Source organism: Clostridium sp. BNL1100 (genome assembly GCF_000244875.1).
In the GTDB taxonomy this organism is placed as follows: Bacteria; Bacillota; Clostridia; order Acetivibrionales; family DSM-1351; genus Ruminiclostridium.
The window spans coordinates 4,402,957-4,420,190 of sequence record NC_016791.1 but is presented as its reverse complement, the minus strand read 5'-3'; the positions used below and the strand labels follow the sequence as shown (position 1 = coordinate 4,420,190).

General features: G+C 36.3%; 23 protein-coding genes. 15 read left to right on the top strand and 8 right to left on the bottom strand.

From position 1 onward, the window contains the following. The 10 genes from yyaC (at position 1) to CLO1100_RS19055 (ending at position 5,785) form a co-directional block, all read left to right on the top strand. Entirely contained in the window at positions 1–615 is a 615-nt protein-coding gene (gene yyaC, locus CLO1100_RS19100; protein ID WP_014315414.1) for a spore protease YyaC, read from the top strand. A 122-nt stretch (positions 616–737) separates the two neighbouring features. Beyond that, positions 738–1,253, top strand: a complete 516-nt coding sequence (locus tag CLO1100_RS19095; RefSeq protein WP_014315413.1) for a DUF5668 domain-containing protein — start codon at positions 738–740, stop codon at positions 1,251–1,253. A 139-nt stretch (positions 1,254–1,392) separates the two neighbouring features. Next, entirely contained in the window at positions 1,393–1,593 is a 201-nt protein-coding gene (locus tag CLO1100_RS19090; RefSeq protein ID WP_014315412.1) for a hypothetical protein, read from the top strand. Between the two features lie 83 nt (positions 1,594–1,676). Further along, the gene (gene rd, locus CLO1100_RS19085) at positions 1,677–1,835 is read left to right on the top strand and encodes a rubredoxin (RefSeq protein ID WP_014315411.1); all 159 of its coding nucleotides are present in this window, start codon (positions 1,677–1,679) and stop codon (positions 1,833–1,835) included. 116 nt (positions 1,836–1,951) lie between these two features. Continuing rightward, positions 1,952–2,668 (top strand): gamma-glutamyl-gamma-aminobutyrate hydrolase family protein, encoded by a 717-nt coding sequence (locus tag CLO1100_RS19080; RefSeq protein ID WP_014315410.1) that lies wholly within the window; start codon positions 1,952–1,954, stop codon positions 2,666–2,668. A 54-nt stretch (positions 2,669–2,722) separates the two neighbouring features. Continuing rightward, the gene (locus CLO1100_RS19075) at positions 2,723–3,559 is read left to right on the top strand and encodes a mechanosensitive ion channel family protein (RefSeq protein WP_014315409.1); all 837 of its coding nucleotides are present in this window, start codon (positions 2,723–2,725) and stop codon (positions 3,557–3,559) included. A gap of 16 nt (positions 3,560–3,575) precedes the next feature. Further along, positions 3,576–3,785 carry a DUF951 domain-containing protein gene (locus tag CLO1100_RS19070; RefSeq protein WP_014315408.1) on the top strand — a complete coding sequence of 70 codons (210 nt, stop codon included), beginning with the start codon at positions 3,576–3,578 and terminating at the stop codon, positions 3,783–3,785. A gap of 85 nt (positions 3,786–3,870) precedes the next feature. Beyond that, on the top strand, positions 3,871–4,164 hold the full coding sequence (locus CLO1100_RS19065; RefSeq protein WP_014315407.1) for a hypothetical protein: 294 nt from the start codon (positions 3,871–3,873) through the stop codon (positions 4,162–4,164). A gap of 147 nt (positions 4,165–4,311) precedes the next feature. After that, positions 4,312–4,539 carry a DUF1858 domain-containing protein gene (locus tag CLO1100_RS19060; RefSeq protein WP_014315406.1) on the top strand — a complete coding sequence of 76 codons (228 nt, stop codon included), beginning with the start codon at positions 4,312–4,314 and terminating at the stop codon, positions 4,537–4,539. 13 nt (positions 4,540–4,552) lie between these two features. Further along, positions 4,553–5,785 carry a DUF438 domain-containing protein gene (locus CLO1100_RS19055; protein ID WP_014315405.1) on the top strand — a complete coding sequence of 411 codons (1,233 nt, stop codon included), beginning with the start codon at positions 4,553–4,555 and terminating at the stop codon, positions 5,783–5,785. 129 nt (positions 5,786–5,914) lie between these two features. Here CLO1100_RS19055 and CLO1100_RS19050 read toward each other — a convergent pair whose 3' ends face one another. Continuing rightward, positions 5,915–7,654 (bottom strand): ABC transporter ATP-binding protein, encoded by a 1,740-nt coding sequence (locus tag CLO1100_RS19050; protein WP_014315404.1) that lies wholly within the window; start codon positions 7,652–7,654, stop codon positions 5,915–5,917. Between the two features lie 176 nt (positions 7,655–7,830). On the opposite strand from CLO1100_RS19050, the gene CLO1100_RS19045 reads away from it, so the two are divergent. Both CLO1100_RS19045 and CLO1100_RS19040 read left to right on the top strand, forming a co-directional pair. Further along, positions 7,831–9,135 (top strand): extracellular solute-binding protein, encoded by a 1,305-nt coding sequence (locus CLO1100_RS19045; protein WP_014315403.1) that lies wholly within the window; start codon positions 7,831–7,833, stop codon positions 9,133–9,135. 70 nt (positions 9,136–9,205) lie between these two features. Beyond that, positions 9,206–10,315 (top strand): DNRLRE domain-containing protein, encoded by a 1,110-nt coding sequence (locus tag CLO1100_RS19040; protein ID WP_014315402.1) that lies wholly within the window; start codon positions 9,206–9,208, stop codon positions 10,313–10,315. A gap of 15 nt (positions 10,316–10,330) precedes the next feature. Here CLO1100_RS19040 and CLO1100_RS19035 read toward each other — a convergent pair whose 3' ends face one another. From CLO1100_RS19035 to CLO1100_RS19005, 7 genes are all read right to left on the bottom strand, one after another. After that, positions 10,331–10,891: a phosphatase PAP2 family protein gene (locus tag CLO1100_RS19035; protein WP_014315401.1), complete on the bottom strand. Its 561-nt coding sequence runs from the start codon at positions 10,889–10,891 to the stop codon at positions 10,331–10,333. A 147-nt stretch (positions 10,892–11,038) separates the two neighbouring features. Continuing rightward, positions 11,039–11,455, bottom strand: a complete 417-nt coding sequence (locus tag CLO1100_RS19030) for a hypothetical protein (RefSeq protein ID WP_014315400.1) — start codon at positions 11,453–11,455, stop codon at positions 11,039–11,041. Positions 11,456–11,545: 90 nt separating this feature from the next. After that, on the bottom strand, positions 11,546–11,779 hold the full coding sequence (locus CLO1100_RS19025; protein WP_014315399.1) for a MerR family transcriptional regulator: 234 nt from the start codon (positions 11,777–11,779) through the stop codon (positions 11,546–11,548). Between the two features lie 30 nt (positions 11,780–11,809). Continuing rightward, complete coding sequence (locus CLO1100_RS19020) at positions 11,810–12,076, bottom strand: hypothetical protein (protein ID WP_014315398.1); 267 nt, start codon at positions 12,074–12,076, stop codon at positions 11,810–11,812. A gap of 47 nt (positions 12,077–12,123) precedes the next feature. Continuing rightward, the gene (locus CLO1100_RS19015; RefSeq protein ID WP_014315397.1) at positions 12,124–13,170 is read right to left on the bottom strand and encodes an AI-2E family transporter; all 1,047 of its coding nucleotides are present in this window, start codon (positions 13,168–13,170) and stop codon (positions 12,124–12,126) included. 210 nt (positions 13,171–13,380) lie between these two features. Then, a complete protein-coding gene (locus CLO1100_RS19010) occupies positions 13,381–13,572 on the bottom strand; it encodes an alpha/beta-type small acid-soluble spore protein (protein ID WP_004618309.1) in 192 nt (63 codons plus the stop codon). 146 nt (positions 13,573–13,718) lie between these two features. After that, positions 13,719–13,934 carry a DUF378 domain-containing protein gene (locus CLO1100_RS19005; protein WP_014315396.1) on the bottom strand — a complete coding sequence of 72 codons (216 nt, stop codon included), beginning with the start codon at positions 13,932–13,934 and terminating at the stop codon, positions 13,719–13,721. A gap of 292 nt (positions 13,935–14,226) precedes the next feature. Between CLO1100_RS19005 and CLO1100_RS19000 the strand changes: the two genes are divergently transcribed. The 3 genes from CLO1100_RS19000 (at position 14,227) to CLO1100_RS18990 (ending at position 17,233) form a co-directional block, all read left to right on the top strand. Next, the gene (locus CLO1100_RS19000) at positions 14,227–14,982 is read left to right on the top strand and encodes a DUF6873 family GME fold protein (RefSeq protein ID WP_014315395.1); all 756 of its coding nucleotides are present in this window, start codon (positions 14,227–14,229) and stop codon (positions 14,980–14,982) included. Between the two features lie 147 nt (positions 14,983–15,129). Then, complete coding sequence (ytxC, locus tag CLO1100_RS18995; RefSeq protein ID WP_014315394.1) at positions 15,130–16,047, top strand: putative sporulation protein YtxC; 918 nt, start codon at positions 15,130–15,132, stop codon at positions 16,045–16,047. Positions 16,048–16,408: 361 nt separating this feature from the next. After that, positions 16,409–17,233, top strand: coding sequence for an Asp23/Gls24 family envelope stress response protein (locus CLO1100_RS18990; RefSeq protein WP_014315393.1), 825 nt, complete (start codon positions 16,409–16,411; stop codon positions 17,231–17,233). The last annotated feature ends 1 nt before the right edge of the window (position 17,234 follow it).

Genomic DNA, 17,234 nt, shown 5'->3' with positions numbered 1-17,234 from the left:
ATGAATTCAGGCAGCAAGGTTAAAAATTTAAAATATATAGATTCTAATAATGCAACTGCAATTTTGTCTTTCTCAGATGCTCTGTACCAGACTTTAACAAACTGTAAAACAGATGGATACCGGGAAATTGTTATTATATGTATCGGAACAGACAGGTCAACCGGGGACAGCCTTGGGCCCATTATCGGATACAAACTCAGAGGAATGAATTATGGTAATGTATATGTTTATGGTGACTTGGAAAGTCCGGTTCACGCAAAGAATCTTCAGGAGACAATTGAAAGTATATACAAAAGATATGAAAAACCTTTTTTAATTGCTGTTGATGCTTCACTGGGAAGGGCAGATCACGTCGGTTTTATTTCTGTAGGAAAGGGTTCTATAAGACCGGGTTCTGCATTGAACAAGGAACTGGAGCCTGTGGGACACATGCATGTTACCGGTATCGTTAATGCCGGAGGATTTATGGAATTTATGATTCTTCAGAATACCAGACTTGGTACAGTAATGAAGATAGCGGATATTGTTGCAACCGGATTGAAGTATGTTATGTGGAAGGTTTCAAGGGAAGATGTACTTTCAGAGAAAGGCTCTGTAAGAGTAGAAGAGGCATAGATAATTTATTTTCTTCTGATTCAGACTTTTTAAAAGTTTATACTTATAATAGTATATAAGAACAAGACAGCTGGATTGACATTCTTATATATGTTACTTAAGTACTTTTAAGGAGGATTTTTATGAATAACAGGCACAGAGGTACCATGATTATAGGGTTGGTACTTATAATATTAGGGGTACTTTTTCTACTCAGTAATTTCGGTATATTTGAAATTTATTTTGATATTTTTGATATAGGTTTTCTTTTTGCACATTTCTGGCCTATGTTCCTCATAATTCCCGGAGTAATTTTTCATTACGCATACTTTACGGCAAAAACGCCGGATGCAGGCTTATTGGTACCGGGAGGCATTTTACTTGTAACAGGTCTTACCTGTCAGATTTCGATGCTGTTTGACTTGTGGTCCTTTATGTGGCCGGGCTTTATACTTGCAGTTGCAGTAGGACTCTTTGAACTTTACCTTTTCGGCACAAGAGAAAAAGGACTTTTGATTCCTGTATTTATTCTGGGTGGCTTATCACTTATTTTCTTTACTTTTTCTCTGGGAAGTTCATGGGTACTTAGAACCTACCTTGTACCGATTATACTCATATTGGGAGGAATTTTAATAGTAACCCGAAATCGAAGAATTTAAGTGCCTGTTTGCTCATTAATTGCATATAATGTATTAGTTATTAAGAAGATTCTTGGGAGTAAATCTGAGAATCTTTTTAAAATAAATACATAGATACTGCTTGGCGAATATTAAGAGCAGGGGACAGAGGTGTGCTTTTATGAGTAGCGGTGATGATATCAGAGTAAGGCTTGAAAATCTTAAATGCTATATGTATAATGAAATACAACATTTGATTTCCCAAAATACGGAGGCTCCAGAAATCAGAGATTTTGTGGATACCCAGAAGTATAAACCGACTAAACACCAAAGGGCTCTTAAAATTGAAAGAAATTTTAAAAAAAGGTGTTATGCGAGATAAAATTTGGGAATATATATTGTAGTAATTACAATACGATGGGCTCGAATCTCTTTTTTCGGCTCAAATTAATTAGGAGGGTAACTATGGATAAATACGTTTGTACAGTATGCGGTTATGTTTATGACCCTGAAGAAGGGGACCCCGATGGTGGAATTGCACCAGGAACAGCTTTTGAAGATATACCTGAGGATTGGGTTTGTCCACTTTGCGGAGTAGGTAAGGACATGTTTGAGAAACAATAAGAGCATATTTACAATAAAAAACGTAAGCTGGAGAGAGACGGTTTTCCCTATAGTCAGAGGAAGACCGTTTTTATTCGTCGACAGAAAATTCAAATATCAAGATGGGGGATGAAAAAATGTATAAGGGCAAGCCGATAATTGGAATTACTGCTGCATTTGATTATGACAAAAATATCAGTACTTTGAAGGATGATTATTATGAGGCAATTATTCAATGCGGTGGTTTACCCGTTATAATCCCTGTAACTGAAGAAAAAAGTGCATGGGTTGAATACTTGGATATATGTAGCGGATTTATACTTTCAGGAGGCCCGGATATCGATGCTGCATATTTTGGTAAAGGCAATATGCCATATGCAAACGAGATTTCACCAATCCGGGACAGCATGGAGATTTTTCTCACACAACAGGCCATAGCTATGGATAAACCTATTCTTGGTATTTGCAGAGGCTGCCAGATAATGAATATTGCAGCAGGAGGAAGCATTTACCAGGACATATACGTTGAGTGCAGCGAGGGAAACACATTGTTAAAGCACAGTCAGCAGGCTCCAAGATGGTTTCAGATACACGATGTTAATATATACAAACCATCATGCTTATACAATGTTTTTGGCAAGGATAGCCTCAAGGTTAATTCATTTCATCATCAGGCTGTCAGTGAAGTTGCCCCGGGGTTTACGGTAAATGCTTGCTCCCAGGATGGTATTATTGAAGCAATAAGTAATGAAAATAAGAAATTTGTCCTGAGTGTGCAGTGGCATCCAGAGAATTTGTGGAGAAAGGACCGGACGCATTTAAAGCTATTTGAAAGGCTTGTTTCAGTATGTTAAAATAGTCCGAAGAACACGTTATAGTTTTTGTAAACACGGAAGCGGAGGGAAAGGATGCTTGGGACTGTAAAAGAAAGGCTTGAATATCTGCTTGGAGATTTTTACGACCCCGCAATGATATTACTTAAAACAGTCATAGTGCTGATAGTTGCATTTGCGTTAGTCAAAATAGGCAGAGTAGTAATAAAAAAGCTTTTCGATAAACAAAAGAAATTAAAGTTTAAGATTGATGATAAAAGAATCGATACTATTTCAACGTTGACTATAAGCATATTCAAATATACTGTATATATAGGAGCGTTACTCACAATATTATCAGGGATACTTGACCTAAAAGCAATACTGGCTGCAGCGGGTGTAGGAGGTGTTGCTTTGGGATTCGGGGCCCAGAGTCTTGTGAAGGATACAATTTCAGGGTTTTTTATACTTCTTGAGGATCAGTATGCTGTCGGGGATACGGTAACTATTGAAGGTCTCACAGGTACAGTTGAACATATGGAACTTAGAGTTACGAGGCTGAAAAATTATACCGGAGATTTGTATATTATTCCTAACGGCGAAATAAGAAAGGTTATTAATCACACCAGAGACAACAAACTGGTTATTGTTGATATTCCAATAGCCTATTCAAGTAATATGGCTAAGGTTACTGAAATTGCGAAAAAGGTATGTGATGAGGTTAAAAAGGAATTTGACAAATTTACAGAAGACCCGTCCATACTGGGAATAACCAGTCTTGGTGAACAAAGCATGAATCTAAGGATTACGGCACGTACACTTCCAAATGAACAGTGGGAGATTGAACGGCACATACGTCTTAAAATAAAGGAAGAGTTTGAGAAAAACGGGCTTGAGTTTTTTGACAGAACACGACTCATAAGGCCGGAATGAAAGGAATAATGGAAACATGCCTGATAAATTTTCAGTTGGTGATATAGTTGAAATGAAAAAACAGCATCCCTGTGGCAGCAAGCAATGGGAGATAATTCGTACCGGAGCTGATTTCAGGATAAAATGTGTGGGCTGTGCCCACCAGGTAATGCTTGCAAGGACAAAATTTGAAAAAAGCGTAAAGAAGATTATTAAAAGCGCAGTATCAGATGAAGCGAATGTATAGGAAATCCATGTCATGGAAACACTTAGTAATATTATTAAATATTACAAAAGTACCGTTATCTAGGTATTGAGACATGGAGGCTAAAATGGCAGATACTAACAAGGTGCAACCATCACAAACATTTGAAACCATCATAAAAGACTACCTGCATCAGGGAAAAGAAAAACTTGAGAAGGATCTGGCAGGTACGAGAGAGGCTATAAAGCTTATTGCTCGCGATAAAACCAAAAATTTTATGCGGACAATGGATATGGGGCTTAATGAAGAAGAAAGAGACTGCTTACATTCACTTATAGTAACAAGTATGTACCAATCTTTTTGCTACGGTTACGGTATTGGAAAAATTGAAGGTGAAACAAAACAAAAGGTATGTCTTTAATCCTTATAGGATAGAGGCCGCTAAAAGCAATTTGAGATTTGCTTTTAACGGCCGTTTTTATTTTCATGAATACTAATAATATTGCATAAATATGGAAATAATTAATACATATTATTGGTTTTTATAGACTGGAAGTAGGTGGCTATTATGTCAAAAGTAATTGATTTATCAAAATCCGTACATGATATCTGCAAGGAATATCCGGAAATGGTAGGTATTCTTAAAGAAATGGGATTTGAGAATATTACTGCACCGGGTATGTTAAATACTGCAGGGCGTATTATGACAATACCCAAGGGAGCTGCTATGAAGGGTATAGAGCTGCAAAAGCTAAAAGATATACTTGCAGGAAAGGGCTTTAGCATTAAAGAATGAAAGGTTGGTATTTATGAGCGAAGTAATCAATAACAGGGAATACAGGCAAAAGGTTTTAAAAGAACTCATTTCAGAATTGCACAGCGGTAAAAGTGTAGATGAAGTTAAAGAGCGCTTTGAAAAACTTATCGAAGGAGTTTCTCCTACTGAAATATCCGAAATGGAACATTCCCTTATGATGGACGGAATGCCTGTGGAAGAGGTACAAAGGCTTTGTGATGTTCATGCGGCAGTTTTTAAGGGTTCAATCGAAGAAATTCACAGGCCTCAAAAGGCAGAGGATGCGCCGGGACACCCTGTTCACACTTTTAAGCTTGAAAATAAAAAAATAGAAAGTCTGATTGATAAAATCAAGACAGACATTGAAAAATTTCGAAGTCAGGATACACATGATAATATACAAAATCTCAGAAATGACTTTGAAAAGCTTTGGGAAATAGACAAGCACTATTCAAGAAAAGAAAATCTTTTGTTTCCGTTTATGGAGAAATACCAGATCACAGCACCTCCAAAGGTAATGTGGGGAGTTGATGATGAAATACGAGATGCAATAAAGGACGTAAAGACACTTTTATCGGACTATAGCAGTGTAAACAGGGAGCAGTTGGCAGACAAGGCGGAAGAGACGGCAGTAAGAGTAAAAGAGATGATTTTTAAGGAAGAGAATATACTTTTTCCAATGGTCATGGAAACATTGTCTGAGGACGAATGGTTTATAATTGAAGAGGGTAGTAGTGAAATCGGGTACTGCCTTTTGGATAACGTTGTTAAATGGAAGCCTGTTAAGGTGAACGTGGAAAAAAAGGTAGAAAAAGAAGGTGAGGAACCTTCAAATAATGGTTATGTAAAGTTTGATGCGGGAATTATGTCTCCCGATGAAATTAATGCAGTTTTGAATACACTTCCACTGGATATGACCTTTGTAGACAAGGATGGTATCGTAAAATACTTTACGCAGGGCAAGGAAAGGATATTTGCAAGAACAAAAGCCATCATAGGCAGGGAAGTGAAAAACTGTCACCCTCCGGCAAGTGTTCATATTGTAGAAAAAATTGTAGAGGATCTTAGCTCCGGTAAAAAAGATCATGAGGACTTTTGGATAAGGATGGGAGATAAATTTGTGTATATCCGGTATTTTGCAGTTAGAAATGCCAAAGGTGAATATCTGGGGACTATTGAGGTTACACAGGATATCAAGCCAATACAGGAAATTACCGGTGAGAAGAGGCTTGCATCCTCCACATGATAAAACGTTGCAAAATTAATTTTTATCTTTTTTGGTCTGTACGCGAGTATAAATTGTATCAATGGAAGCTTGGAAGCAATCATTGATACAATTTTATACGGGAGTATCAGTGTTAAAACAGAAAAAACTTTACTCACCTAAACCTTCGAATTGCATGTTATAATACTTGGCATACAAACCGTCCTGCTTTAGTAAAGTATCATGTGTACCTCTTTCCTGAATTCCACTTTGATCTATAACTATTATTTCATCGGCATTCCGGATTGTACTAAGTCTGTGAGCTATTACTATCGTTGTACGGTTCTTTGCAAGATGTTCAAGTGAAACCTGTATATGGCGCTCACTTTCATTATCCAACGCAGAGGTGGCTTCGTCCAGAATAAGAATAGGCGGATTCTTTAGAAATACACGGGCAATGGCTATTCTCTGCTTTTGTCCCCCTGAAAGACGTGTACCTCGTTCCCCTACGTAGGTATCATATCCATCCTCAAGGCTCATGACAAATTCATGTATATTGGCATTCCGGGCAGCTTGGATTATTTCTTCATCAGATGCGTCTGGTTTGCCATATGCAATGTTTTCACGGATGCTTCCCGCAAATAAGTATACATCCTGCTGAACAATTCCGATACAATTCCTAAGGGACTTAAGAGTTACATCCCGAATATCTTTTCCGTCGATTGTGATTTGTCCGTCGGTAACATCATAAAACCTTGGGAGAAGAGAGCATAAAGTAGTTTTTCCTCCTCCGGAAGGCCCAACAAAAGCAACAGTTTTTCCTGCTTTTATGGTTATGTTTACATTATCCAGTACCTCTGAGTCCGTCTCATACCTGAATGAAACATTATTGTAGCTGATATCTCCCCGTGGGTTAACTAAAGGTTTTGCACCCTTTCTGTCCACTATTTCAGGCTTGGTCTCCACTACATCAAGGAAACGCCTGAAGCCTGAAAATCCTTTCTGAAAGGCTTCTGTGAAGTTTATGAGGACATCAAGAGGATTAAGGAAAATACCTATATATAGGGCATAAATAGCAAGGTCTGCTGCTCTCAGAGTACCTTTAGCTATAAAGAACCCTCCACTGACAAGTACTACAGTGTAAAGTAACCCTTGAAAGAAGGAATTTCCGGCATGAAAGCTTCCCATTATAAGATAGCTGTCTTTTTTGGAATCCAGAAATTTCAGATTGCTTTCGCCGAATTTGTCCCTTTCGATTTCTTCATTTGCAAAGGACTGTACAACCCTGATTCCTGACAGGCTGTCCTGTAAACGTGAATTTACGGTTGCAATCTTTTTTCTATTATCGAAAAATACGGAACGCATTTTTCGATTTTTGAAAAGGCTGAAAATACCCATAGTTAACGTAATAACAAGCAAAATCAGCGTCATCGGGACATTAATCATTGCCAGCAGTATAAACGAACCTATTATCTTTATAGCAGATATGAAAAAGTTTTCAGGGCCGTGATGGGCCAGTTCGGTTATATCAAATAAATCAGAAATGAGCTTTGACATCATTTCTCCTGTATTGTTTTTATCATAGTATGAAAAAGACAGCTTTTGGTAGTGGTCAAATAGTTCTTGCCGCATGTCACTTTCCATACGGGCACCCATTATATGTCCCCAAGAGGTTATAAAATACTGACAGTAATATCTGACTATATACATTACGATTAACCCTGTCCCGATAATCCACAGTGAACGAAGTATTTGAGCAGAGCTACCTGTGAATACACCTTTTGTCAGCAGATTCAATATCTGTGGGAAAGCAAGGTCTATGGCAGAGGCAATAAGTGCGCAGAGCATATCAATGAAGAACAGTTTTTTATAAGGTTTGTAAAACCTGATAAATTTTTTAAAAGTTTGCATACGACCTCCCTAAAAAATATTCTGATGTTCTTATATTTTAATTTATATGATGTATTTTACCACAACGGTGGATTAATATGGGCAAAAAATACATCTGATAAGCACCTTTAACTGCATAAAAATCCATTATGTTGATTATATTAAACTTGATAAAGGGATAAAAAGGAGAAATACCGATGAATAAGAGATTATTGTCTTTAATATTGGCTTTTGTTCTGACTGTAAGTATGATGACAGGATGTAAAAAGGAGGAACCGTCGCCTAAGATGCCTTCACAAGGTACTGCCTCAAAAAAATCAATGGCATCCAAGTCAAAATCAGCAGAGATCAATATTTTTGTTAATAACCCCGAATATGTTGATGCAATTAATGAGTACCTTAAGGAATACAAAAAGAACAAACCAAACTTAACAGTAAACTTAAAAACAGTTCAGTCGGATTATTCTCAAATGCTTAAAACAAAGATTAAGTCAGGTGATATGCCTGATGTATTTACAACTTCCGCAGGCAGTGAAATTAAGGAATATGCAAAATACTCCTATGACCTAACAGGCCAACCCCTTGCAAAAGCTATGACAGACGAGGTAAGAATGAATATGTCATATAAAGGTAAGGTTTATGGCTTTCCTATCAAGGAAAATGTGTATGGCTTGGTATACAACAAGGAGTTGTTTGATAAGAACAAAATACCTGTACCAAAAACCTTGGTTGAGCTTGAAGCTGCGGCTCAGAAGCTGAAATCTATGGGTGTACAGCCTTTTTCAACGGGATATAAGGAGGTATGGGTGTTCAGGCATGTTTTTATGCATTTCATGGATGCTTCAAAGCCGGATGACGTTGAAGGGCTTGTAAAGAATTTTACTTCCGGAAAAGATAAATTTGAAACGTATCCCCTTATTAATGATAATTTCTTTAAATTTATTGATTTAACAGTAAAGTATGGGGACATAAAGCCTCTTGAAACAGACCTGTCAGCAGAGCTAGCTGATTTTGCCATGGGAAAGGCAGCTATGATTATAGGACAGGGTTCATGGGCTGAATCCGATATTTTAAATATTAATCCCAAAATGAAGCTGGGAGTTACAGGATATCCGGTAGATGATAAAACCTTAAATGCATTTATTGTTGCGGGAACCGAGCAGGCTACGAGGATATATAAGGATTCACCCGCATTATCTGAGGTTTTGGATTTGTATAACTGGCTTTTTACTTCTGACTATGGTAAGAAGTGGTTTTCTAAAATTGCCAAGGTAATGCCGCCTGTAAATGGCGCAGATATGTCAAAAATGCAGATTGCTAAGGAGTTTGAGACCTATAAAAAGGACAATATGGTTGGAGATATGTATATAAACTATGTAAAAGACGATTTCCATCAGAAGTTTGGAGAGATAATGCAAGGATATATTGCAAAAACTTATACCAAGGAGCAGGCAGTTAAGGAGATTGAAAATACCTTAAAGAAAACAGGTAAAGAAAAATAATACTCATAATAGTATTCTTTTAATCATATTATGTAAGTAATACAACAAATATGAAAGAAGGAATCGTATTATGTCAACCGTTGTAGTGGATATTCCAAGCACGACATTTGTGTCTTCTGCACAGCCTACTATTAACTTCTCGGTATATCCCACCATTTATTCAGGTACTGACACACAGTATCAGAACTGTATAAGTTTGATGCAAATAGCATTGCCGTCGTTGCCCGTAAATTTTGTTGACAGTGCTGTGCTTCAGTTGGCTGTTATTGTAAAAAGCGGTACCAATCCCAGTCCTGTTGTGGTAAATACAGTAATGGAACCTTTCAACAGAACTACAGTGACCTATAATACACGGCCGGCTTATACACCTACGCAATCACAGGTTAATGTTACAACAAACGACCTTTATAAAACAGTTGAGATAGACATAACAGCTTTGGTAAACAGTTGGCTCAACGGAACTGTTGCAAACAATGGCTTAGCATTAACTAATTCCGACGGGACTACTGTTGTTCAGTTTGGCACAGATAATATCTCATGGGAGCCATATTTCCCCAAACTGATGCTTACATATACCGGCACTCCGTCAGAAAATTCAGCAACAAACTTCTGTTATTCACAGTTGGCACACATAATACAGCAGATTATAATGTTCTATCCTACCAATACGGTAACTGTGTTTACTAAAGGATTAACTGCTTCCTCCATAACAGGTACGCCTTATCAGCTGTTTGCTTCTCCTGTTGCAAAAAACGGAGCATTATTCATAGTAATGGACAACGGACAAGAGCAAACAATTCCCCTTAACTCTATTACGGCAATATACACCGGGGATGGTACGGTATACAATCCTTCTTTTACATATCTGCCGGTACCTGCTTTCACCCCCGGATACGATACGGATATTGTAACGGCATATTATGAATATTTAAACGGTAAAACTGATGTTGAAATATATACAGGTTCAAATGTACATGCTACAGGGATAATATATAAAAATGAATACGGAATAATTGTACTGTCTGATGGCAGCGGAAATACTCCGGTATTTATTCCGGTTTTACCTATAACGGCGATAATCCCTGCTGCAAGCCCTTCTTTGGCAACAGCAGAGAGTAGTAAAAGTCAGGTTTCCATCAATGTGGAAAATCAAATAGAAAAGGAAGTTAGCCCAAAATAAACCAAAAACCCGGCCTTATGGCCGGGTTTTAACTATTTTGTTAAACAGATTCCATATTATTGGTAAGGCTTTAACAGACAAATAAGCAGCTGCAATTCCCAGAACCAAGCCGGCAGCTACATCGGAAGGATAATGAACATAGAGATAAAGCCTTGAAAAGGATATCATAGCCGCCACAAGTAAGGCCCATATTCCCAACTTCTTGTTTCTTAAGAAAAGAACAACAGCCGCTGCAAAGGAAGACATGGTGTGCCCTGAAGGAAAAGAATAATCCTTTGGGGATGACACCAGTAAATGTACACTTGTGTTAACCCAACAGGGACGTGCCCTCGCAATAACAGGCTTTAAGGTAAGGTTGCCTATAATCAGGCAGATTACCAATGCACCTATGAGCATAAGGCCTGTTGTCCTGTATTTTTTTGAAATTACAAGTAAAATAGCAATAACAATCCAAACCATACCGTTGTCACCCAGAAAAGTAATTACCGGCATGATTTTATCCATAAAAGTTGAGTGGAGATTGTTTTGTATAAAGTTCAAGATAAATGTGTCTGTATTTTGGATAGCAGAAATCATTTTATCACCTCATCAGAACCTATTCTAACATATATAAATACCAACTGAAAAATAGTATTTTTATGAAAAAGGAGCTTTGCACTAACTGTAATTTAGTGCAAAACTCCGTGCTAATTTCATTGCATCAAGGTGAAATCGCATTATGTATTATTTGAAAAACGCAGCAACGACTTTTGTAAGTAGCTCCTTTTCAATACTGTTTAATTGTTTGGTCTTCATTAAATCTATAATTTCCGAGTATTCCTTCAGCACATCAAAATCTGAAACCAAATCTGCTTTGGCTGACTGGCTGTCGGCACCATCCAGAGTTTCGGTAATATAAAGCATTTCATTGGATATGTCAATTATTACAGTTTTGCTGAAACAGGAATTGTTATCAACTTCCCATGTGGTAACACATTCATATGCCCCTTTTTTAATTTCTCTCATGGAAATAATATTTAATACTTCATCTATACCTTTGTTGGAAATAGCGTTCATAATTTCAGATGAATGTTTATAAAAAGAATACTCTATGTAGCCTTGAGTTTCCTTGAGATATGCAATAAGTTCAAAAATATCCATATTGGCACCCCTTAAAATAATTGTGTTTTCATTTTATTTATCGGCTAAATGTACATAAGCTATTAGTAACAATATACCTGAATTTTCCTGTCACTTGTCGATAATTTCCAGCCTTCCTTCATCAATAAACTTTTGTATATGGGATACGCTTATATCAAGAGAAGTTGCTACCATACTGACCGATGACTTTGGATTATCCTTTAAAAATTCTTTAATCCTCCGGAATTCGGAATCGTTTTTCTGACTACAGCTAAAACATAATTGTTCACTGTTTACATATTGGAAGGTGCAGTTACACTCTTTGCAGCGTTTTGGTTCAGCCACCCAATTTCCCCCCTGATAGAATAAATTAATCTATGCATCTTCCGAGCTTAGCAGGATATTTTTGGCTTTTACGCCCGGAATTTCATTTAATTTGCTTTCCAGTCTCTCTATTTCATCGTCAGAGCCTGTCAGATGAAGTATTATAAGGCCCTCATTTGAACAGTTGTCTTCGCTTGCATCATGTATACCAAGTCGGGTTTTAATTATACAGCCGGACTCAGTGAGAACATTTTGCATTAGATTTACATTTTGCACTCTTTTATTTGTCAGAACAGACATAACATTGTATTTTGCCATTGTATTGCCTCCTAAAGTTTTTTATATAATAAGGAAAGTATACCCCATTAATCGTTATTTGAATCTGATGTAGCGGGAGCTGCATCAGGATTTTTAACCTCCAGAACATCAAGTATAAATATAAAAATCGGAATACCTATAATAAGCCCCCATATTCCCAGTATATGCTCTGAAACTATTAATACCACAAATGTATAGAACACAGGCAATTTTGTTTTTTGGGACATGAGTTTTGGGTTAAGAATATAGCTTTCAAGAGCATGAAGTATTATAACCAGTACCAAAACATAAAGAATCATCGTAGGCCCGCCGATTCTGAGTGCTATCATGGAAAGCGGAAGAAGGGATATTACGACGCCAGCCACAGGGACGAGGCCAAGAACAAAAATCATGAAGCCAAGTCCGAAAATCTGCGGAAATTTGAGTATATAAAGCATTATCATGGATAAAATGGCATTTATGAATGAAATAGTTATCTGAGTCTGTATTACCTTTCCGAAAGACTGGAGAAATTTACGTCCAAAGAATGAAAGCTCATCATAAACTACAGACAGTTTGCTGTTTTTAAAACCTGATGTAAATCTGACAATTCTATTTTTCTCCAATATAAAGAACAAGCTAAGCACAATTGCCATAACAAAGTCAAAACCTATTTTACCTATATTTGAAATTGATTTATAGAGAACTTCAAAATTATCCCGTATATAGGAAGAAATCTTGATTTCTTTTGATAATGAAATAATGTAGTTCAGAGTATCGTTTTCGTAAGTCATATTATAAAAGGTTGTTACTTGCACTATGAGGGTTTTAAGCTCCGATATAATTACCGGAATATACTTGTAAAGTACCAGGACAGCCAATGTTACAGCCACAAGATAAAAGGTTATTATTATTGCCTTCAGCAGTCTTGAATTAATGATTTTAGTCCGTTTAAATACGTAGCTTTGTGCGGTATACCCCAGATATGCAAATATGAAGGTCAGCAGAAACATGTTCGCCATACCCCGCATGAAGTATATCAGAAGTGCGAATGCTGCAAGGATTAGTACTCTCTTGGTTATTTTCTTGGACAAAATGGATTTAAAGTCGGTCATAGTGTTGTTTCCTTATCGTTTATATTTGGAAATACATAGGAACTTCTGCTGATTATATTCCGTGCAAAAGTGATGTACTAACTTATATAAATTATATATAAAGATTATCAAGTAATAAAGTACTATAGTGTTAATTTTAAAATAAAAGGATGCACGTCAGAAAAGACGGGCATCCTTTTATTTATTTATTACTCAGCATAAAATTCATTCTTACTGATTCTGGTGTTGATCCCTAAATACCTGGAATACTCTCTTAGTGATATTTCCACCGACTTTACCAGCTTCTCTTGAAGTTAAATCACCATTATAGCCCTCTTTGAGGTTTACACCAACCTGAGAAGCTATTTCATATTTCAAGTTTTCAAATCCTGAAGGTCTGTTATTACTATTGTTATTAGCCATAATTAAATTCCTCCTTTGTGATTTTCACCTGTGATTTACCGGTGTACTAATATAATTTGCAATATTACTTAAAATATAACGGAAATTTATGTCTACTTGCTGTCTCTTCCCGAAATCAAGTGGCGTAAACACGCCACTTTGATTGATTATTGCTGACGTACAGCTTGATCATTTTCCCTGAAAAGAAGACTGATGCTGTACAGTCCTGCAATACCGACGATAACAAAAATTGCTCTTGTAATTAGTGAAGCGGGTCCAAAAATTGCACCTACAAGATCATAGCGGAATAACCCTACAGAAAGCCAGTTAAGAGCTCCGATTATAATGAGTACTAATGCAACTCTATCCAATGGTGTTCTCATATTACCAACTCCCTTCTTTTTTAAAATTTAATTAGATTCTGTTACAGTTCTATATTATTATTAAATAAACAGATTTTATTCAGTGGAAAAAAGATACCATAAATAAAATAACCGCATCTCCGTTTTTGGAAATGCGGTGTATTTGAATAACTGTCCGCTTTCGCAGAGCAGTTAGTACTGGAATATGAAGATTTTTGATTTTAAGATTCTTTCTTTAGTATAATATGAAATTTTAAAAATATGTGTGATACTAAAATTTAACTTAAGATAAAAGGTTATAAGAGAGGAAAATATGAAAATAGTCAAAATACCTAACCTTCCGGATGGAAATGTTTCCTGCGTTTTATTGGATGCGAGAGCTCCAAAAAAACTGATTGATGAATTAAAAAATAGAAATATAGAGATAATCCCGGTATTTGAACATCCGGACGTATATTCTGCCGTATCATGCCATCCTGATATTATGTTTCACCATATTTCGGGAAATATTATCGTATATGCACCTAACACACCATTAAAGATAATGGAATTTCTTTGCAAAAAAGGCTTTGAAATGATAAAGGGAGAAACTTTCCTTCAAAACAAATATCCGGGAACTATTGCTTACAATGTTGCAAGGGTAGGAAGTTTTGCATTTCATAATACTAAATACACGGACCCTATTATTAAAAAGCTGCTGGAGGAGCAGGAAATCCGCCTGATACATGTAAAACAGGGGTACTCCAAGTGTCTTACATGTGTTGTTGACAGTAAAAGCATTATAACCTCAGACCGAGAGATCTACAGGAAAGCGGCAGGAGTAGGACTGGATGTGCTTTTAATCGAGCCGGATAAATCTATTAAGCTTGAACCTTTTGATATGGGATTTATCGGAGGAGCAACGGGATTGATATCAAAAAATAAACTGCTTTTTACGGGAGATATAACTCTTCATAAAAATTATAAAGAAATAAATGATTTTTTAAGTTTAAAAGCTGTGGACATGGTTATTATTAAAGATGAACATTTGACTGATTTAGGGACAATCATTCCCGTTACTCAGGAATAGTTACCATACAAATAAATCTTAATGTGTGTAGTACCTATAAAATATGCGATGCATATAATGTAACATAACTTAGAATAAACTGCTAAACGCCTATTGAATACAACATTATACGAAAACATATACTACACACGAAGGGAAGTGAAGTTGATGCAGTATCAATACCTCTCAATCGGAGTTAATGATAGCGCAGAAAACGTTATACAGCATATAGATCAAGAACTTCAGCAATTAAAGGAAAAAAGAATTAATTACTCAATAAAAGTGGTTGATATTGAAGGTGCAACTTCCGTCCTATGCAATTTGGAGGAGGAGGGACTGTTTTCAAAAAAAACCAGTCAGTATGAGCTGTTAAAATACCATATATCTAATGCACTTGCGGATTATATAATACAGCAGTATGAGGAACGTCTTCTAATCAGGATAATAAACAGCAACTATGGTTATTTTAATTCTATGGATAAACGGGAAATATTGGAAATATGTAAGAAGATTATTAGAAATGATGACAAGGTTTTTTTTAATACACTATTTCAAATACGCAGAAGAAATCTCATTGTAAAGAAGTTGTTAGAATACTTTGAAGGTTCTAATAGTATTATACTTGACGGATTTGTAAATTTCAGATTAAAAGATTATAACAAAGAGCTGGAAGAAATTATTGATAATGCAGTTGATGATTTTTTAATTGAACGTGAATACAAGGAGTTTATAAGGCTTTTGAAATATTTCGTTGAAATACAGGATTCCAAATTTGACGTTGTTCATGTTGTTATGGAGTATGATGATAACTACATGCTTTTAGATGAAAAAAAGCATGAAATAACCAATGAATGTATTCAGGAATTTGTAACTGAGCTGTCTGAGGCAGATATAAGCCATGACGACCTTTTGGTTAGTTCTCTGATAACACTGGCTCCCAGAAACATTATAGTTCACAACTGGGAGAGGTTTAAAAATAAGAAGCTTCTTGATACTATAAAAAACGTTTTTTCAGGAAAAGTTGTTTTATGTAATGGATGTGACATATGCTCCATTGTAATGGTAAAAACAGACAGTAAAGAATAATATTTACAAACGTCGGGAAAAATAGTAATATAGTACTAGACCTTTTGAGGTCATTATATATTGACAAAAAGTCGGTATATAAATACAATATATTGTGTAATTACAATATATTGATAATAAATAACATGTATTGGCAATATGCTAATATAGCTTATTTTAAATGTACAAATGACAAAATATAACTTACTTACCAAAGACAAAAAACAAAATTACAAAAGAAGAATGTCCGGGGAAAAGAAAAGAGAGTCTTGTGACTCTCTTTTCCCTTTTTACGCATTTTGTGCTATATTAATATAACAAGGATACACTAAGTAAGTACAAAATAATAAAATAAACGGGAAATTCTTAGGAGGAGTACTTTTTGAAAGTAATAGGATTTGTAGGCCCGAGTGGGACAGGCAAAAGCCACAGAGCTTCATGGGTTGCCAGAGAACGCGGAACTGATTTTATTATAGATGACGGGCTTCTTATAAAGGGCAATCAGATTATTGCAGGTGTTTCAGCAAAAAAGGAAAGCACTAAGATTGCCTCAATTAAAAGGGCTTTATTCACGGACAAAAAACATACGGAAGACGTAGCAAACGCACTTACTCTCTACAATGCACAAGCACTTCTAATTCTGGGAACCTCCGACGGGATGGTAGAAACCATAGCTGAAAGGCTTGGGATAGGCCCTGTAGATGAGAAAGTATATATTACCGATGTTGCCAGCGAATATGAAATCAAACAGGCTTTGGCAACAAGACGGGAACAGGGAAAGCATGTCATACCTGTGCCAACCTTCGAAATAAAGAAAGATTTCTCGGGTTATTTTCTTGACCCGCTTCAGATATTCAGACGAAAAGGAAAAGGCAGCTATCAGCTGGTAGGAGAAAAATCCGTTGTTCGTCCCACATTCAGTTATATGGGAAATTATACCATATCGGATTATACAATTTACCAGATAGTTGAGTATGTAACTGCAAATATCCCGGGTGTGTCAAAAATATCCAGATTCAGAGCAGAGAACAGGCCGGATGGAATATATATTGAGATGGATCTGGTTCTGATTTACGGTTATATGATTAAGCCTCTTTTAAGAGAGGTACAGGAAAAAGTAAGTGAACAGATAAAGCATTTGACAGCACTTAATATCCAGAGAATGAATGTTGTGGCGAAAAGCCTTGTAGTTGAGAATAAGAAATAAA

Bases quoted from the DNA above. Each gene is read 5' to 3' on its own strand.
- yyaC (WP_014315414.1), top strand. From the start codon at position 1: ATGAATTCAGGCAGCAAGGTTAAAAATTTAAAATATATAGATTCTAAT.
- CLO1100_RS19095 (WP_014315413.1), top strand. From the start codon at position 738: ATGAATAACAGGCACAGAGGTACCATGATTATAGGGTTGGTACTTATA.
- CLO1100_RS19090 (WP_014315412.1), top strand. From the start codon at position 1,393: ATGAGTAGCGGTGATGATATCAGAGTAAGGCTTGAAAATCTTAAATGC.
- rd (WP_014315411.1), top strand. From the start codon at position 1,677: ATGGATAAATACGTTTGTACAGTATGCGGTTATGTTTATGACCCTGAA.
- CLO1100_RS19080 (WP_014315410.1), top strand. From the start codon at position 1,952: ATGTATAAGGGCAAGCCGATAATTGGAATTACTGCTGCATTTGATTAT.
- CLO1100_RS19075 (WP_014315409.1), top strand. From the start codon at position 2,723: ATGCTTGGGACTGTAAAAGAAAGGCTTGAATATCTGCTTGGAGATTTT.
- CLO1100_RS19070 (WP_014315408.1), top strand. From the start codon at position 3,576: ATGCCTGATAAATTTTCAGTTGGTGATATAGTTGAAATGAAAAAACAG.
- CLO1100_RS19065 (WP_014315407.1), top strand. From the start codon at position 3,871: ATGGCAGATACTAACAAGGTGCAACCATCACAAACATTTGAAACCATC.
- CLO1100_RS19060 (WP_014315406.1), top strand. From the start codon at position 4,312: ATGTCAAAAGTAATTGATTTATCAAAATCCGTACATGATATCTGCAAG.
- CLO1100_RS19055 (WP_014315405.1), top strand. From the start codon at position 4,553: ATGAGCGAAGTAATCAATAACAGGGAATACAGGCAAAAGGTTTTAAAA.
- CLO1100_RS19050 (WP_014315404.1), bottom strand. From the start codon at position 7,654: ATGCAAACTTTTAAAAAATTTATCAGGTTTTACAAACCTTATAAAAAA.
- CLO1100_RS19045 (WP_014315403.1), top strand. From the start codon at position 7,831: ATGAATAAGAGATTATTGTCTTTAATATTGGCTTTTGTTCTGACTGTA.
- CLO1100_RS19040 (WP_014315402.1), top strand. From the start codon at position 9,206: ATGTCAACCGTTGTAGTGGATATTCCAAGCACGACATTTGTGTCTTCT.
- CLO1100_RS19035 (WP_014315401.1), bottom strand. From the start codon at position 10,891: ATGATTTCTGCTATCCAAAATACAGACACATTTATCTTGAACTTTATA.
- CLO1100_RS19030 (WP_014315400.1), bottom strand. From the start codon at position 11,455: ATGGATATTTTTGAACTTATTGCATATCTCAAGGAAACTCAAGGCTAC.
- CLO1100_RS19020 (WP_014315398.1), bottom strand. From the start codon at position 12,076: ATGGCAAAATACAATGTTATGTCTGTTCTGACAAATAAAAGAGTGCAA.
- CLO1100_RS19015 (WP_014315397.1), bottom strand. From the start codon at position 13,170: ATGACCGACTTTAAATCCATTTTGTCCAAGAAAATAACCAAGAGAGTA.
- CLO1100_RS19010 (WP_004618309.1), bottom strand. From the start codon at position 13,572: ATGGCTAATAACAATAGTAATAACAGACCTTCAGGATTTGAAAACTTG.
- CLO1100_RS19005 (WP_014315396.1), bottom strand. From the start codon at position 13,934: ATGAGAACACCATTGGATAGAGTTGCATTAGTACTCATTATAATCGGA.
- CLO1100_RS19000 (WP_014315395.1), top strand. From the start codon at position 14,227: ATGAAAATAGTCAAAATACCTAACCTTCCGGATGGAAATGTTTCCTGC.
- ytxC (WP_014315394.1), top strand. From the start codon at position 15,130: ATGCAGTATCAATACCTCTCAATCGGAGTTAATGATAGCGCAGAAAAC.